The organism is Mesorhizobium sp. Primo-A, assembly GCF_003997175.1.
Classification (GTDB): domain Bacteria; phylum Pseudomonadota; class Alphaproteobacteria; order Rhizobiales; family Rhizobiaceae; genus Mesorhizobium; species Mesorhizobium ciceri.
Window position 1 is genome coordinate 152500 of sequence record NZ_RZTG01000011.1, and the last position, 16736, is coordinate 169235.

Here is a 16736-nt window from a genome sequence, read left to right on the forward strand (position 1 = left end):
GTTCTCTCATCGGATGTGCCAATCTTCGACCGGTTCGCGCAGGCCTGATTTGACGCTGCGCAGGATTGCATCATTGACGGCGACGGCGCGCAGGGCGTCGTCGAGCGGCATCACGAAAGGGGTTTCGTCGCGAACCGCGGAAATGAAATGGTGGACCTCCTCGAAGAGATCCCCGGTGATGCGGCCATTGACGGTCGGCCAGTGCAAGGCGTCGGGCTGCGACCACTGTCCATGCGATAGGATACGTAGACCGTGGTCGCGCACGTCGAGGTCGATCATGCCTTCGGTGCCGATGATTTCGGTGCGCGCCCAGATGCCGGTCGGAACGGTCGGTGGCAGCGTCCAGCCGAAGTAGAGCTGTCCGCTCATTCCGTTCGACAGCTCGACGGTGGAGAAGATCGCGTCTTCGGAGCGAACTCCGAGCGAAGGCATGAGCTTGGCGACCGATCGGGAGTAGACGGCGATGATGTCTGAACCTGAGATCCATTGCAGCGCATCCACGTCGTGCACGCCGAGGTAGAAGCAGACGCTCGAGTTTCCGTTCATGCGAAGACCGACTTCGCGATTGGTGAAACGGCCGCTGCTGCCGTGGATCGGCTCGCCGATCCGCCCGGATTTCACCGCTGCCGCGGCTTCGCAATAGCGCGGGTCGAACCGCAGGATGTGGCCGACCAACAGACGCGCGCCGTTTCTCTCCGCCGCTTTCGCAATCGCCTTGGCAGCGGAAAGATCATGAGCCATCGGTTTTTCGAGCAGCACCGGCTTGCCGGCATCGAGCAGAGTGCGGCAGACGTCTTCATGCAGCGTATCGGGTGCCGCCACTATGTAGGCGTCGGCGGCATTGGCAGTCAGCGCGGCGGCGGCATCGGTGAAATGCCGGACGCCGAAATCGGACGCGGCCTTGCTTCCCGAGGCAGCGTTCGGATCAACGAATGCCGATAGTTCCGCGACAGGGCTCTCGGCAACCACCTGCGCATGCAGGAGACCCATGTAGCCGGCACCGACGATGGCGATCTTCAATTTGCTCAAAGGGTCCTCCTTACAGGCATGGTGCAAGGTTGGATGCTGGCCGGGGTGCGCAGGCTGGTGGTGTGATCGTGCGATCACCGAAGGCCAGCGTCATCACATCTTCTTCCGTCGCCCCACGCGCCAGCGTGCCGACAGAGTGGCCTTCGCGCATGACGACGATGCGGTCGGCAACGCCGAGGACCTCGGGCAACTCGCTCGACACCATGAGGATCGCCGCGCCCTCGGCCTTCAATCTTGCGATCAGGTGATGGAGTTCGGACTTTGCGCCGACGTCGACGCCGCGTGTCGGCTCGTCGAGCAGGATGATCTTCGGCTTGGTGGCAAGCCATTTGCCGATGACGACCTTCTGCTGATTGCCGCCCGAGAGTTCGATGGCCATCTTGTCGGGCTGGGCCGGCCGCACGCCGAGTGAGCCGATGAGATCGCGCGCGAGAGCCAGGATGTGGCGAGGTCTCAGCAGGCCGAAGTGACTGTTGTCGCGAATCCAGGCGAGGGACAGGTTATCCCTGATCGACATCGTGCCGACAAAGCCTTCCAGATGCCGGTCTTCCGGTATGTAGACGATGCCGGCGCGATTGGCGGTCTTGGTGTCGCCGCTGGTCTGCTGCCCGCCGAAAATTCTGAGGGTGCCGCCATGCATGGGATCGAGGCCGGCAATCAGCCTGAGCACTTCGGAGCGGCCGCTGCCCATCAGGCCGGCGAGCGCGACGATTTCGCCCCTGCACACGCTGAGCGTCGCAGACTTCAAGAGCTTGCCATCGGAGATGTTGCTGATCTCGATCGCGGTCTCGCCGACTTGCGCTTTGAGATAGGGGAAGATGTCGCCGACATCGCGCCCGACCATCATGGAGACGATCTCGGCCTCGCTGGTCTGGCTGGTCTGGCGCTCGCCGATGAAGCGCCCGTCACGCAGAACGACGACGCGGTCGCACTGGCTGAAGATCTCTTCCATCTTGTGCGAGATGTAGAGGATGCCGGCGCCGCGAGCTCTCAGCCTGTCGATCAGGTCATAGAGCTGGTCGCGCTCGCGGTTGGAGAGCGCGCTGGTCGGCTCGTCCATGATGAAGAACCAGGCATCGGACAGAACGGCACGGGCGATTTCCACCATCTGCCGGTGCCCGACGGAAAGCGTTCGCAGTTCCGCGCCAATGTCGATATCGAGCGACAGCTCGTCCATGATGGCTTTCGCATCGCGCCGCATCCGGGCCCGGTCGAGAAATCCCAGGCGGGTGTGCGGTTCGCGGCCGATGAAGAGATTCTCCGCCACGGTCAGGTCCGGCGAAAGGCTGAAATGCTGATGGATGACGCTGATGCCCTTGGCGGCGCTGGGGGAGTGGAACTGGACGGCGTTGCCGTCGATGACGATCTCACCCTCGTCCGGGCGATGTAGACCGGAAATGCACTTCACCAGCGTCGATTTCCCGGCCCCGTTCTCGCCGGCAAGTCCCACCACCTCGCCGGCCGAGACGGCAAAGCTGACACCGTCGAGTGCCTTGACGCCCGGAAAAGACTTGCCAAGCCCGCGCAAGGCGATGCTGTGTTTGCCGACCGATGTTGCGGCGGTGTTGCGGGGCGACGGGGTGGACTTGCGGCCACCGGTCTTGAACAAGGCGGCGACACTCTCCGGCTGGCTGGTGAGAACGGCCACCAGAATGAGGCTCGCGGTGACGAAATAGATCAGGATCTGCGGCACCTGCAGGAACGACAGGCCGGTGTTGATGACGCCCAGCAGCAGCGCCCCGATCGCCGTTCCCCAGATCGAGCCCTGGCCGCCGGAGAGTTTCGTGCCGCCGATGATCGCGGCTGTGATGGCTGTAAATTCAAGGCCGGTGCCGGCAAGCGGCTGTGCCGAACCAAGGCGGCCGATGGTGAGGATCGCGCCGAGCCCGGCTGTCGCACCGGCAATCAGGTAGACGGAGATGCGCACGAGGTCGACGGGAACCAGAGAGGCCCGCGCCGCCCCCGCATTGCCGCCGATCGCATAGATCCAACGCCCGTATACCGTTCGATTGAGCACGAACCACCAGAGGCTCAGGCAGATGGCGGCGATGATGACGGAGACCGGCAGCAGGCCGATTGTCTCGCGTCCGGCGAAAAGCAGGACCGGATCGGCGACCGCGATGCTGGATGCGCCGGAGAGACTGAGCGCCAGGCCGCGCGCGAACGCCATGGTGGCGAGCGTTGCGATGAAAGGGGAGATGCCGGCAAAGCCGATCAGCGCTCCATTGAGCAGACCTATCGCGGCACCGCCACCGATCGCGGCGAGAAGGCTCAGGCTCGCCGAGCCGGTTGCCGTATAGGCAAGACCCGCGGCGATGCCGGAACAGGCGAGGTTGCTGCCGACGGAAATATCGATGCCGCGCGCGATGATCACGGCCGTCATGGCAAAGGAGATGAGGGCGATGACCGCACTCTGCTGCGCGATGCTGACAAGGTTGCCGGTCGACAGAAAGCGCGGATCGATCCAGCCGAAGACGGCGATGGCGACCAGCAGCACCGCGATGAGAACCGGTTCGTTGCGCCGTAGTAACGGAGAGGTCCAGGACTGGAACATGGGTCGGTCCTCTTATCGAGCATCATGCGCGGTCACCACGGAAGCGGCGACGGCGATCGTCAGGAAAAGGGGACGCCGGATGATACGTCATCCGGCGCTTGAGCCGCTTTAGGCTGTTACTTTGCCAGGGTCATGGCGGTCGCCGGAACCTTGGGACCGAGTTGCTCGGTATAGTTCTTGGCTTCCACCGCCTCCTTGTCGGTGTTGATGTATTCGAAGGTGAGGCCATCCGCCTTGAGCTTCGCCGCCGTCGCATCCGAGGTCACGAAATAGGTCGGCATGTAGAGATCCTGCGGCAGCTTTTCGCCGTTGGCCAGGCGAGCGGCAACGGCGATGTTCCAGTAGCCGACACGATAGGCGCCGGTCAGCACGTCCATCACCATCTTGCCGTCGTCGATCAGCGGCTTCATCTCGGCGTCGCCGTCATAGCCGCCGTAGAGCAGCTGGGTTCCCATCGAACTGGCAACGGAATCGGCTGCCAGGCAAAGGCTGTCGGAGATGCAGCCGATGGCCTTCAGGTCCGGATAGGTGGTGAGCCATGTCTGGGCGGCATTCGTTGCCTTGGCTGCGTCCCAGCCGGTCGGCTCGATGCCGACGACCTTGATGTCCGGAAACTCCTTTTTCAGGGTTTCGACAAAGCCTTTTTCGCGCGTGTCGGACACGAAGTTGCCACGCGAACCGACGAGCAGGGCGACTTCGCCCTTGCCGCCAAGCGACTTGCCGAGCGCGCGGGCAACCATCGACATGTTGTCGTAGTCCGGATAGAGCGTCGAATAGTTCGAGCCTGCCTCGACCTTGTTGCCCATGGTGATCACCGGAATGCCGGCGGCAGTGGCTTTCTGGATCACCGGAATGACCGCGTTCTTGTCGATCGGATCGATCAGGATCGCGCTGACGCCCTGATTGATGAAATTCTCGATGATGCTGACCTGTTTTTCCAGGCTACCCTCGGCGCTCTGCCAGGTGGATTTCACCCCATAGTCGGCGGCAGCCACGTCGCCGGCTTCCTTCATGCGGACAAAGAAGGAGTTCTGCAAGTCGATTGCCGCAAGTCCAAGAACCTTTTCCGCGGCAAGCGAGGGCGTTGCGATGGCGAGTGCAAGCAGAGCAATGGATGCTTTCAGGGAAATGCGCATGTTTCAGTTCTCCTCTTGTTGCGACAGGACGATTCTTCGCCTCTTTTTCATGTCCCGCACGACGACCGTCCCAGCGACAGGCATTCCGGCGGTATTCCGCGGCACTCGTGCCGTATCCATGTCGGGCCGCGTCTTGCGTGGACCGGCCTTTCTCGACCTCAGCCGTTCAGGCCTTCGACACCGGCGCCGCAGACAAGCCCGGCGATGCGGGCGCCGCGCGGTGGCTTGAAAGCTCCGCTCATCAACGCGGCCAGCGATGCCGCGCCGCTGAGGTCGGCGGCGATGCCGAATTCGAACCAGAGCAATTCAGCGGCTTTCTGCATGTCCGCATCCTCGACAAGGACGATGTCGTCGACGTGCTTGGCGACGATCTCGTAGATACTTTCGTCCGTGCGGCCGCAGGCCATGGTCGCCACCTTCGTCGTTATCTCGGGCAAGCGAACGACACGGCCGGCAGTCAGGGAGGCGTGAAGGGTCGGTGAACCGGTCGGCTCGACACCAACGATCCTGGCGTCGGGTTTGACGTGCTTCAGGACTTCGGACATGCCACTGATGAGGCCGCCTCCGCCGATCGCGACGATGTAGATGTCGGCATCGGGAATCTGGTCGACCATCTCCAGCGCCACGGTTCCCTGGCCGGACACGATCTGCGCATCGGCGAAGGGATGCATGTAGAAGGCGCCGCGCGCTTTTGCCTCGGCCAATGCAGCCTCATGCGCTTCATCCCAGACCTTGCCTTCGAAGCGAACGTCAGCGCCCCATTTGCGCAGCTTTTCCGCCTTCAGCGGGCTTGCATTGTTCGGCAGGTAGATGGTGGCGGGAGCGCCGGCCCGGGCAGCCACATAGGCGGTGGCCAGGCCGTGATTGCCGCCGGATGCGGCGACCAGTCCGTTTTCGATCCGGCCCGGCTCGAGCGTTTTCACCCGGTTCGTGGCGCCCCGGATCTTGAAGGAGCCGCTCACCTGGAGGCATTCGAGTTTCAAATAGACATCATTTTGGAGGTTCGCGCCCGTGGCATGGTCGAGCTTGACGACCGGGGTGCGCCGTATGAAGGGGGCAATGCGCCGGGCAGCCGCCATGATGTCTTCATGGCTCATCGGTCAGTGCCTCCGGATATTCGTTGGCCAGCACGAAACAGCAATTCCCCGGGCGCACGCGGCCGGGTTGACGCTTGGCGAAAACGATGCCGTCGATGGGGTGAAGGAGATCGATGGGCGCGCGCGACAGCGTGTGGAGGAAGTGAATGCGTCCGGCAAGGTCGCCTTTGCTGACGGCACTGCCGAGGGGGCTCAAGGGTTCGAAGACACCGTCCTCCTCGGAAAGCAGATAGCCTTCGCTTCCGGGCACCTTGAGCACGCGTGCGTTGGCGCCAGGGGCAATGTCAGGCGCGCCCTTCAGGACGCCTGCATGTTTCAGCACATTGCGGATGCCCCTGCGGCAGATGGCCAACGCATCCGGACTGACAAGGCCGCCGCCGGCCATCTCGCTGCCGATGACGATCAGCCCCTGGTGATTGGCGGACGCGGTCGAGGTCCGGGTTTCACCGAGATTGTCGACCATGACAACGGTCGGCGCCCCGAAGGCGAGCGTCGCCTTGATGTTCTTGCGATGCCCCTGCGCGGTCGGGGAGGGCTCGATGATCGCGCTCGGCAGGATCATCAGGGACGAACCGCCGGAGTGGAGATCCAGGAAATAGTCGGCCTTCGGAAACAGGATGTCATGCACATAGGCCGCTATCTGGCTTGTCAGCGTGCCGTTGAAATCGCCTGGAAAACTGCGGTTGAAATTCAACCCGTCGACCGGGGAGGTGCGGGTGCCGGCCTCGACGGCCCGAATGTTGATGGCCGGAATCGCGATGATGCGACCGGCTATATCCCGTGGATCGATCTCGCGCAGAAGCTCGCCGAGCGCGATCGGCCCCTCATATTCGTCGCCGTGGTTGCCACCCTCGATCAGGACCGTCGGACCGTCTCCGTTCTTGATGACGGCCAGCGGAACGCGGACCGTGCCCCAGGCATCGTCGTGCGGCGATTGGGGCACATGGAAGAAGCCGATCTGCTTGCCCTCGCGATCGAAATCGACCGACGTGTAAACACTGTTGTTCCGGGGCGTGATGGTCGCGCGGACAGTGTTTGCTGGTCTCTGGACGGTCATCGGCTCGGCCTCGAAATTCATTGTCCCCGTCATCATGTCAGTTTTATATATGGTGTCAAGTTTGGATATAAAACCAATGGCAATTCCGATTTCTTGTCTCTATCGTGCGTGGACCACCGGGGATTCTTCGAATGGCAGATGACGCAAAAGAGAGTGGCAAACCGACCTATTCGGCCCCGGCGCTGACGAAGGGTCTGGATGTCCTGGAGCTGCTGGCGGAGGCGCGAGCGCCCTTGACGATGAAGGAGATCGCGGAAGGCCTCGGTCGTTCGAAGAATGAGATTTTCCGGATGCTGATCGCGCTCCAGGAGCGTCAATATATCGAGCGCAACGCCGAGACCGACGCCTATTCGTTGACCGACAAGCTTTTCAAGCTGGGGCTGCACACGCCGAGCGCTCAGGATCTCATGTCCGCCGCAATGCCCGAGCTGACGCGGATTGCCGGGGACTCAAATCAGTCGCCGCACCTGGTCGTCTTCAATCATGGCTTGACTGTCGTGACCGCGGCCGTTCCCGGCGGCGAGGACATGGCGTTCACGCTGCGCCTCGGCTACGGCCGCCTGGCCACCGACGCGACCTCCGGCCATGTGATCCTTGCCTTCCAGCCGCCAAAGGTCGCGACGCGGATGATCGACGAATGTGCGGCACATTCGCCGGCGCCGCTGGATCGAGAGGCGCTGGAAAAGCAGCTTCGTACCATCCGCGCGGACGGTTACTGGATGCGCGAGAGCCGTGATTTCGTCGGCATCACCGATATCTGCTGTCCGGTCATCGGACCGGACGGCAGCGCCGTCGCCTCCATTATCGTCGCCTATATCAATCGCCATACGCGTGAAAGCCGCCATGCCTTTACTCTGGAGGTCCTGCGTGCTGCCTGCGATCGCATCTCCATGAAGCTGTCACCGCGGGTTCGCTGAGGGGCCGTGGTGCGCTGACGGCGCGGACGAGGCACCGCCCGCGGGACGTTTGCACCGGATTGATAATACCAGTATGGGTCCAGTCAGGAATGTTTTGATCCTGGGTGCTTCTCGCGCGGGAGGAAGAGCAATGACAACCGTGAACCTGATCGGGCTTGTCAGTCGGGAGATGGAAGCGACAGCCTCCGATGTGCCGCTTTACCGACGGTTGAAATCGGCGATCGAGGCAGCGATCCGTTCCAACGCTTTGAAGGCCGGCGCGGTTCTGCCGGGCGAGCGGGTTCTGGCGGAAGCCCTGTCGATCTCGCGTGTCACTGTGAGAAAAGCTCTGGCGTTGCTCGAAGAGGAAGGGCAGCTCAATCGCCGGCATGGTTCCAAAACCGAGATCGGGTCGCGGGTCGAAAAATCGCTTTCGACGCTGACGAGCTTTTCGGAGGACATTCTGGCGCGCGGCCTGAAGCCTGGATGCCTATGGCTTTCCAAACAGATAAGCCGTCCATCGCCAGCCGAAATGATGGCTTTGGGTATTGCCGCAAACACCAATGTAATCCGCATGCGCCGCGTGCGGACGGCCGATGGCGCGCCGATCGCCGTCGAGGTCTCGGCCGTGCCGGTTCGCTTCCTTCCTTCGCCCGAGATGGTTCAGGACTCCCTCTATGAAGCGCTAGATGCACGCGGCTTCCTGCCTCAGAGGGCAATCCAGCGCATGCGCTCGCGCGGCGCATCGCTGGAGGATGCAAGACACCTTCATTGCGAGATGGGCGCACCGCTGCTGATGACCGAGCGCCGCTGCTTTCTCGCCGACGGACAGATCGTGGAATACTGCGAGACACGCTACAAGGGAGACGTCTACGACTTCGTCTTCGAGCTGCAAAGATAATACCAGTTATGAACTGGTTGTAATCTGGTATTTTCCATTTATCGTGATGGCGACAGGGGAGTGCCGACGTGCAGCGGGAAGACATCGCCAACAGTCTCATCGTGTCCTGCCAGCCGGTTCCCGGCGGCCCGATGGACAGTGCGCAATTCGTGACGGGCTTTGCCAGGGCCGCTCTTGAAGCCGGAGCCAAGGCCCTGCGCATCGAATCCGTGCCCTATGTCGCGGCCGCCCGCCTGGCCGTCCGCGAGCCGATCATCGGTATCGTCAAGCGCGATCTGACCGACAGCCCCGTGCGCATCACGCCCTATCTGGCCGATGTCGAGGCGCTGGCCGAGGCGGGCGCCGATATCATCGCTTTCGATGCGACGGACCGTGTCCGTCCCGTTCCTGTCGAAGCGCTTGTGAAAGCCGTCAAGGCCAGGAACAAGCTGACCATGGCCGATTGCTCTTGCCTTGACGATGCGCGCCGGGCCCTTGCCGCGGGTGTCGATTTCGTCGGCACGACGCTTTCCGGCTATGTCGGCGGGCCGGAGCCGGAGGATCCGGACATTGCCCTCATCGCTCAAATGCGAACCCTGAGCCCCTACGTCATCGCCGAAGGGCGTATCCGGTCGCCGGAGCAGGCGGCCGCCGCCGCGCGCGCCGGCGCCTGTGCCGTGGTTGTCGGATCGGCGATCACCCGTACCGAGCACGTCACCTCGTGGTTCCACCAGGCGATTTCCGGGGCCTATGCGGCAAGGGGCACGCAAACCGTGCTTGGCCCAACCGTGCTGGGCATCGACATCGGGGGAACCAAGACCATGGCCGCGCTGGTCAGCGGCGGCAAGGTGGTCGAGGACATGATCGTGCCTACCGCGCGAGAGGCTGGACCCGACGCCTGGCTGGCATCCCTTGCGCAAAGCACGTCGGCCTGGTCAAGCCGCTTCAGTCGTATCGGTATTGCGGTGACGGGGCTGGTGCACGATGGACGCTGGTCGGCGTTGAATCCGGCGACGCTTGGCATTCCCGACGGCTACCCGCTGGTCGAAAGGGCATCCGCTGTTTTCGGCAAGCCCGTCTGTGCGTTCAACGATGCCCAGGCAGCCGCCTGGGGCGAATACAAATTCGGCGCCGGGCAAGGTCGCGACATCGTCTTTCTGACCATCTCGACCGGAATTGGCGGCGGCATCGTTTGCAACGGCCGATTGCTGTCCGGTCTTGCCGGTCACTTCGGTCTGATCCGTGGTTTGTCTGAAGACCAGGCCCCGCTCGAAGACAGCACCTCCGGCCGCTGGATCGCTTCGCAGGCCCTCAAGGCCGGCTTCAAGGCCGATGCCGCCGATGTGTTCGGGCTTGCGCTGAAGGGCGAGGCCTGGGCCGACGCCATCGTCTCGCGGAGCGCCTCGCGGGTCGCGACGCTGTGCCGGGACATTCAGATGATGTTCGATCCGAAATCGATCGTCATCGGCGGCAGCATCGGTCTTGCCGATGGCTATCTCGACCGGGTGCGCGCGCATCTGGGCGAGGTTCCACCGCGCCTTTCCTCCAATCTCGTTGCGGCGAAGCTCGCGGGCCACGCCGGCGTCATCGGTGTTGCCGATCTTGCCGAATGGGCAAAGTAGCGGCGCCGCCGGTCATGCCATGCAAAAATCATCAAAAAAGAAGGGAACGATCATGAAATTGAGCAGGACGTCTTTTGCGCTTATGGCCACCCTCCTCGCGGGGACAGCTTTGCCGACCTTTGCCAACGCAACCGTGACCGTGCTCGGCTGGCCTGGCGGGTCCGAGGAAACCGCACTGCGGGCAACCGTGGAAACCTATAACAAGCAGGCAAGCGATGCCGACAAGGTGGAGCTGCTGTTCTTCAACCGCGAAGGCTTTTACGACAAGCTGCAGGCCGACATGGCGGCCGGATCCAACGCCTTCGACGTGAATCTCGTCGCCACCTACTCGCTCGGTCGCTACGCGCCCTATATGGAGCCGGTCGATCTTGGCGCGGATGCGGCCAAGGTTTTCGGCGAATCCGTTCTCAAGACGATGCAGTTCGACGGCAAGCAATACGGCGTGCCGACCGACCTTTCGCTGCACTTCATGTACTACCGCAAGGATCTCGTCGACGCCTTGAGCAGGGATGACGCCGCCAAGAAGACCTATGGTGAAATCGCCCAGAAATATCTCGGCAAGCCGCTGCAGCCGAAGGACCCGGACAGCTGGACCTGGGACGACTGGGCGGCCACCGCCCTCTATTTCACCAAGCAGGTGAACCCCGACAGCCCGGTGCGCTACGGCACGGTCCTGCAGATGAAGAACCTGCTGTTCAACATGATGGTCTTCCAGTCCCTGCCGCGCTCCTACGGCGGCGACTGGATGGACAAGAACGGCAATGTCACGGTGGATTCCGATGCCTACAAGACCGGCCTCGAGCTCTACAAGAAACTCTATGATGCCGGGTCATCGCCCAAGGATTCGCTGAGCTACGAATATGCGGAAACCAACGCGGCCTTCGCATCCGGTCAGGCCGCGACGGCACTGCAGTGGAATGCCGCGGCGGCGGATCTGACCAGCACCGAAAAATCTCCGGCGGTCGCCGAGGTGACCGGGATCGTCGCGCCGCCGGCAGGTCCCGACGGACGCGCCGATCATATCCACGGCCTTGGTTTGGGCCTCAACAAGAACGCCAAGAACAAGGAAGGCGCCGTCAAGTTCCTGAAGTGGCTCGCCACCGAGGATGCGGCCTTGCTCTATGCGCGCAGCGGCGGTTCGCCGGCATTGTCTCCCGATGTCGTCGCCAAGGTTGCGAAGGAACGTCCCGATCTCGTCAAGCTCGGCGAATTCGCCAGCAAGTACGGCTATGTCATGACCGGTGCGACGTCCGCGAGTGCGCTCCCGGTCTATGAGCTGCAGGCAAAGGAGTTTACCGGCTACTGGTCCGGCCAGCAGAGCCTCGAGGATGCGCTCGCCCACACCAAGGCGGGCATGCAGGACCTTCTCAAGAAATGAACCATTTGCCGGACGCCGGGTCGAGCTCGGCGTCCGGCGCGTTTGGCGGATCGACATGGCCCTTGTGACACGTGCCGAAGGCAGGATGTATCTGACGCCGCTGGTCGGCTTCCTGCTGCTGTTCCTCGGCTTTCCGGCGATCGTCAATCTGATTTATTCCATTTCGGCCGTCACATTCGAGACGCTGCGCAGTCCGGTGTTGAGCGGTTTCAGCAACTATGTCGCGGTGTTGAACGACCGCGAATTCTGGAGCTCGGCCTGGTTCTCTCTGCGCTTCGGTATTCTTACCGCATCAGCGGAATGTCTGATCGGTCTTTTCCTTGCCATCTTCCTGGCACCGCTTCTGAGCAAGCGACCAGTCCTGATGGCGCCGTTGATGCTGCCGCTGATGGTCGCGCCGGCCATGGTCGGTCTCATGTACCGGCTGGTGCTGCATGAATTTGCGGGCCCCGTCCCCTACTATCTCTTCGAATGGTTCGGTGACAGCCCGGCCTTCCTCGACATCAACAATGCCTTCCGCACCCTTGTCGTCGTGGAGACGCTGCAATGGACGCCTTTCGCCTTCCTGCTCTTCTACATGGCCTATTCGGCCATACCGCTCGACGTGCGCGAAGCCTCCTCGCTCGATGGCGCATCACCGTTTGAGATCGTCCGGTGGATCGACCTGCCATTGATGAAGCCGACGCTGGTCATCGCGTTTTTCATCCGTTTCATCGACGGTTTCCGGGTGTTCGACAATGTCTATGCATTGACCGGCAGTGGTGCAGGAGGTTCAACGACGTCCTTGTCGATCTACATCTACCAAGCCTTCTTCAAGGAAGGGGCTATTGGCAAGGCGGTCGCCGCCTCGGTTGTCCTGTTCATGGCGTCGTTCATCGTTCTCCACTGCCTTAACCGGCTTGCCGGCCGCAGGAAGCGTTGACGATGGCCGGGGCACTGCGCTGGATCGTTTTTGCCATCGCCGTGCTGGCGATGAATTTCCCCATTATCGTGACGCTGATCACATCGCTCAAAAGCCAGCGCGAGCTTTCGACGAACCCCGGTTTGTGGATCAGCCAGCCGACGCTCGACAACTATCTGGAGGTCCTGACGCAGACCAGCCGCTTCAACATCTATGCCTATCTGCTGAACAGCACCGTGGCGGCGCTGATCGGAACCGGCCTTGCGATCGTGCTCGCGTTCCCGGCTGCCTATGCGATCGCGCGCAGCGAGGCGGGAAAGCGCTTGGTCCTGCCGATCGTCATCAATCTTCGCGCCGTGCCGCTGATCATCTTCGCGATCCCGCTTTACATGATGTACCAGTGGCTGGGCCTGCTCGATACGCGGATCGGGCTCGGGCTCATCCTGACCATCGTCAACGCGCCGCTTGCACTCGTCATCCTGGTAAACGCGATTTCAGATGTACCAGTCGAACTCGACGAGGCGGCGAAAGTCGATGGCGCAAGTTCCTTGCAGGTGATGATGATGATCGTCCGGCCCGTCATCCGACCGGCGCTCGTCACAACCTTCATCTTCGGCTTCATCACCGCCTGGAACGAATTCCTCTTCGGCCTCATGCTGACAACCAGTCGTGCCGTGCCGATGACGGTCGGCGCATCCTTCTTCTTCGCCGCGAGCGGCGGTGGCGTAAAATGGGGAACCGCTTCCGCCGTCATGATGCTGGGCGCCTTGCCGCCGGCATTGCTGGGTCTTGTGATGTATCGGCAGATATCGGGATCCATGACCGCTGGGGCGGTCAAGGGCTAAAGCAAGAAGAAGTTCGTCTTTCCGACAAATTGGACAACCCAATCCGACAGCGCCAGCGCGCTTGTCAGGCCAGGTGGCTCGATTCCGAAAAGACGGATCAGCCGTCCGGACGGATCTGCCAGAATGGCGAAATCGCCGAACTGCAACCCGTTCGTTTTAGGCCGCAGCCCGCGATGGCTCGGCTCCAGTTCCCCGTCTCTCAGCCCCGGCCAATAAATGGCGCGTAAAATGGTGTGGCCCCGGGCCGGCCGAGGAAAGAAGAAATGGTGCAGCTTGCTGAGGGCGAAATCGCGATGGCGCAGACGCAACGCAGTCTGGTTAGGTCCAGCCTAAGCCGAACTACTGAAAATCATAATTTGTGCAGCGCACCCAACGTGCTTTGCTCCGCCATCGGCTGAAAGAAAACAAGAAAAGAACGTCAGGCGACAGGCTTCGGCGATGCCTCCGGAGCGGGTTTCGTTCGGGCCGGGATAACGCTCGACTTCAGAAAACAGGGGAACGTGATGACGACAATAATCTCGAAGTTTCGCCGGGCCGCGCTGGTGGCCGGCATTGCGCTCAGCGCCATATCGGTGAGCCTCCACGCCGAAGCTGGCAGCTTGAAACTGGGCATGACGACCTGGGTGGGGTACGGACCGCTCTTCCTTGCCCGTGACATGGGCTACTTCAAGGAAGGTGGGCTCGATGTCTCGCTTGAAATCATCGAGGAAGCATCGCTGTATATGGCGGCTGTTGCCGCCGGCGAGCTCGACGGCAGCGCATCGACCGTCGACGAGATCATGAAGTATCGTTCGAAGGATGTTTGCTTCAAGTCGGTCTATGCGCTGGATGACAGCCATGGCGGCGATGGCGTGCTCGCGCCCAGCGGGGTCAAGAGCATCGCCGACCTCAAAGGCATGGACGTAGCGCTGAACGAGGGTTCAGTGTCGCAGTTCTGGTTCAATATCCTGCTCAAGCAGGCCGGTCTCACCCAGGCCGATGTGAAGATCACCAACATGACGGCAGACGATGCCGCTGCCGCCTTCATGGCCGACCGCATTCCCGTTGCCGTCACCTGGGAACCGCATCTGACGCTGGCCAAGAAGGAAAACAAGGGACAGGTGCTGATCGACTCCTCCAGGACACCCGGCTTGATCGTCGATGTGGTGGCGCTCAACTGCGACTACATCACGAAGAACCCCGGAGATGTCGAGGCGCTGGTGAAGGGCCTCTACAAGGCCAACGAGTTCATCAAGGAGAATCCTGAGAAGGCGTATGAGGTGATGGCCAAAGGCGTCGGCGGCTGGCTGAAGGATCCGAAGGACTTCGCTTCCTCGGCCGCTGGCGTGAACTTCTACGGTAAGCAGCGCAATGCCGAATTCTTCGCCGGTGGCGAGACTGGCGAAGCCGGCAAGCTGATCAAGCTGGGCGGCGATATCTGGGGCGGCTTCGGCAAGCTCAAAATGGACGTCAAGTATGACGACCTCGTCGATACGTCCTTCCTTGGGAAGTAGCTTGGCCTTGGAAAGTAGCTTGGCCTTGGAAGTAGCTTGGCCTTGCAAAGTAGCTTGGCCTGCGAAGTAATTTGACCTTGCAAAGTGATTTGGCTGAACCGGAGGCGGACCTCGCGCCTCCGGTCCAAGCGGCCCAAAAGGGTATCCCGTGACACTAGCACCGAACACGAGCTCTCTGGTCAGCAATGGCGTGACCGCGAGAGTTGAAGAAGGTCAGGCCGGTCGATCCGTCCTGAAAGTCATCGCCACACCGTTTCGGGCTGTGCCGCGCTCTCTCTCCATTACGCTCGGCTTCATGGTCTGGATCGCCGTCATCGGCGGCTGGTTCGCGCTGACCTATTCCGGAGCGGTCAAGGAAATGTTCCTGCCTCGCCCCGAATCCGTGTTGTCCACCACCATCAGCATGGCGCTTGACGGGTCGTTGTGGGAGCATGTTTTCGCCAGCGTCCAGGTGGTGTTGATCGGCTTCGTCCTTTCGAGCATCGTTGCGGTGCCGCTTGGATTGACGATGGGCACCTATCGCATCGTCCAGGCCGTTCTCGAACCGTTGGTCAATTTCATACGCTATCTGCCGGTGACGTCCTTCGTGCCGCTTTTCATCCTGTGGATCGGCATCGGCATCGAGCAGCGCGTTGCCGTCATCGTCTTCGGCGTCTTCTTCCAGCAGCTCGTCATGATCGCCGACAGCGCTCGCAGCGTCCAGCGCGACCTTGTCAACGCAGCCTATACGCTCGGCACGAAACGAGGCGACACGGTCTTCCACATCGTCTTTCCGGCCACGCTTCCGAGCGTGCTGGATGTGCTGCGCGTCACCATGGGCTGGGCCTGGACCTATCTCGTCGTGGCCGAACTCGTCGCCGCCCGCAGCGGACTTGGCTACATCTCGCTCAAAGCCATGCGCGGCTTTCAGGTCGACGTGATCTTCATGGCCATCGCCATGATCGGCATCCTTGGTCTTTGCACCGACCAATTGTTCCGGGGCATCCGCCGCCTCGTCGCTCCCTGGGCCAATTGAGGAACACGCACACATGGACGCCCTGAATCTTACGACGAAACCAAAGAGTTCCGACATAGGCATCGACAATGTGGTCCTGCGCTACGGCAAGGGTGACAATGCGGTGCTGGCGCTGGATGGCATTTCCTTTCACGTCGTGCCCAACGAATTCTGTGTGATCGTCGGCCCATCCGGCTGCGGCAAGTCGAGCCTGCTTTATCTCGTCGCCGGTCTTGAGGAGCGGACCGGCGGCATGATCGTAGTCGGCGGCAAGCCTGTTACCGAGCCGGGCCCGGATCGCGGCATGGTGTTTCAGGCATATACGCTGTTTCCCTGGCTTACGGTGGCGCAGAACGTCGAATATGGCCCGAAGCGGAAGGGCATTGCGCCGGCCGAGCGCAGGGTCATTGTCGAGCATTTTCTCCACGAGGTCGGTCTGGCAAAGTTCGCCAACCATTACCCGTCTCAGCTGTCGGGCGGCATGAAGCAGCGCGTTGCGATTGCGCGCGCGCTCGCCAATGATCCGGACGTGCTGCTGATGGATGAGCCTTTTGGAGCGCTCGACAGCCAAACCCGTCACAGCATGCAGAAGCTTTTGCTGAGGATCTGGGATCATTCCAAGAAGACGGTCCTGTTCGTTACCCATGACATCGACGAAGCGATCCTGCTGGCGGACAGGGTGCTCGTCATGTCCGGCCGGCCCGGTCAGATCAAGAAGGAAATCCGCGTAGGCCTCCCGCGTCCACGCAGCATGGATCTGGTCATGGAGCCGAACTTCATCGCCATGAAGCGGGAGATCCTCGAGCTCCTGAAGAACGACGAAGACGACGAGCACTAATGCATGTCGCTCAAAA

The 16736-nt window shown here is 61.7% G+C and carries 15 protein-coding genes; 9 read left to right on the top strand and 6 right to left on the bottom strand.

All coding sequences use genetic code 11. The features are described from left to right. Window positions 1-6 precede the first annotated feature (6 nt). The 5 genes from EOC83_RS21165 to EOC83_RS21185 form a co-directional block, all read right to left on the bottom strand. A complete protein-coding gene (locus EOC83_RS21165; protein ID WP_013530433.1) occupies window positions 7-1029 on the bottom strand; it encodes a Gfo/Idh/MocA family oxidoreductase in 1023 nt (340 codons plus the stop codon). A gap of 10 nt (window positions 1030-1039) precedes the next feature. Beyond that, the gene (locus EOC83_RS21170) at window positions 1040-3583 is read right to left on the bottom strand and encodes an ATP-binding cassette domain-containing protein (protein ID WP_063168708.1); all 2544 of its coding nucleotides are present in this window, start codon (window positions 3581-3583) and stop codon (window positions 1040-1042) included. Between the two features lie 116 nt (window positions 3584-3699). Then, a complete protein-coding gene (locus EOC83_RS21175; protein ID WP_013530435.1) occupies window positions 3700-4719 on the bottom strand; it encodes a sugar ABC transporter substrate-binding protein in 1020 nt (339 codons plus the stop codon). 158 nt (window positions 4720-4877) lie between these two features. Then, complete coding sequence (locus tag EOC83_RS21180) at window positions 4878-5816, bottom strand: threonine/serine dehydratase (protein ID WP_013530436.1); 939 nt, start codon at window positions 5814-5816, stop codon at window positions 4878-4880. Beyond that, entirely contained in the window at window positions 5806-6909 is a 1104-nt protein-coding gene (locus tag EOC83_RS21185) for a succinylglutamate desuccinylase/aspartoacylase family protein (protein ID WP_244514328.1), read from the bottom strand. The genes EOC83_RS21180 and EOC83_RS21185 overlap by 11 nt, the downstream gene beginning before the upstream one ends. 95 nt (window positions 6910-7004) lie before the next feature. Between EOC83_RS21185 and EOC83_RS21190 the strand changes: the two genes are divergently transcribed. From EOC83_RS21190 to EOC83_RS21215, 6 genes are all read left to right on the top strand, one after another. After that, complete coding sequence (locus EOC83_RS21190; RefSeq protein WP_013530438.1) at window positions 7005-7790, top strand: IclR family transcriptional regulator; 786 nt, start codon at window positions 7005-7007, stop codon at window positions 7788-7790. A 130-nt stretch (window positions 7791-7920) separates the two neighbouring features. Then, complete coding sequence (locus EOC83_RS21195) at window positions 7921-8670, top strand: GntR family transcriptional regulator (RefSeq protein ID WP_027160933.1); 750 nt, start codon at window positions 7921-7923, stop codon at window positions 8668-8670. A 68-nt stretch (window positions 8671-8738) separates the two neighbouring features. Further along, window positions 8739-10271, top strand: a complete 1533-nt coding sequence (locus EOC83_RS21200; protein WP_082826518.1) for a putative N-acetylmannosamine-6-phosphate 2-epimerase — start codon at window positions 8739-8741, stop codon at window positions 10269-10271. Window positions 10272-10353: 82 nt separating this feature from the next. Continuing rightward, a complete protein-coding gene (locus EOC83_RS21205; protein ID WP_244514326.1) occupies window positions 10354-11649 on the top strand; it encodes a sugar ABC transporter substrate-binding protein in 1296 nt (431 codons plus the stop codon). A gap of 55 nt (window positions 11650-11704) precedes the next feature. Then, entirely contained in the window at window positions 11705-12571 is an 867-nt protein-coding gene (locus EOC83_RS21210) for a sugar ABC transporter permease (RefSeq protein WP_013530442.1), read from the top strand. 2 nt (window positions 12572-12573) lie between these two features. Next, window positions 12574-13395, top strand: coding sequence for a carbohydrate ABC transporter permease (locus EOC83_RS21215; protein WP_027160930.1), 822 nt, complete (start codon window positions 12574-12576; stop codon window positions 13393-13395). Here the strand turns inward: EOC83_RS21215 and EOC83_RS21220 are convergent. After that, complete coding sequence (locus EOC83_RS21220; protein ID WP_127224133.1) at window positions 13392-13703, bottom strand: hypothetical protein; 312 nt, start codon at window positions 13701-13703, stop codon at window positions 13392-13394. The two genes, EOC83_RS21215 and EOC83_RS21220, sit on opposite strands and share 4 nt — an antisense overlap. A gap of 195 nt (window positions 13704-13898) precedes the next feature. Between EOC83_RS21220 and EOC83_RS21225 the strand changes: the two genes are divergently transcribed. From EOC83_RS21225 to EOC83_RS21235, 3 genes are all read left to right on the top strand, one after another. Beyond that, window positions 13899-14888, top strand: coding sequence for an ABC transporter substrate-binding protein (locus tag EOC83_RS21225; RefSeq protein WP_063168707.1), 990 nt, complete (start codon window positions 13899-13901; stop codon window positions 14886-14888). Between the two features lie 148 nt (window positions 14889-15036). Beyond that, the gene (locus tag EOC83_RS21230; RefSeq protein ID WP_024503974.1) at window positions 15037-15903 is read left to right on the top strand and encodes an ABC transporter permease; all 867 of its coding nucleotides are present in this window, start codon (window positions 15037-15039) and stop codon (window positions 15901-15903) included. A 13-nt stretch (window positions 15904-15916) separates the two neighbouring features. Further along, entirely contained in the window at window positions 15917-16720 is an 804-nt protein-coding gene (locus tag EOC83_RS21235) for an ABC transporter ATP-binding protein (RefSeq protein ID WP_013530446.1), read from the top strand. The last annotated feature ends 16 nt before the right edge of the window (window positions 16721-16736 follow it).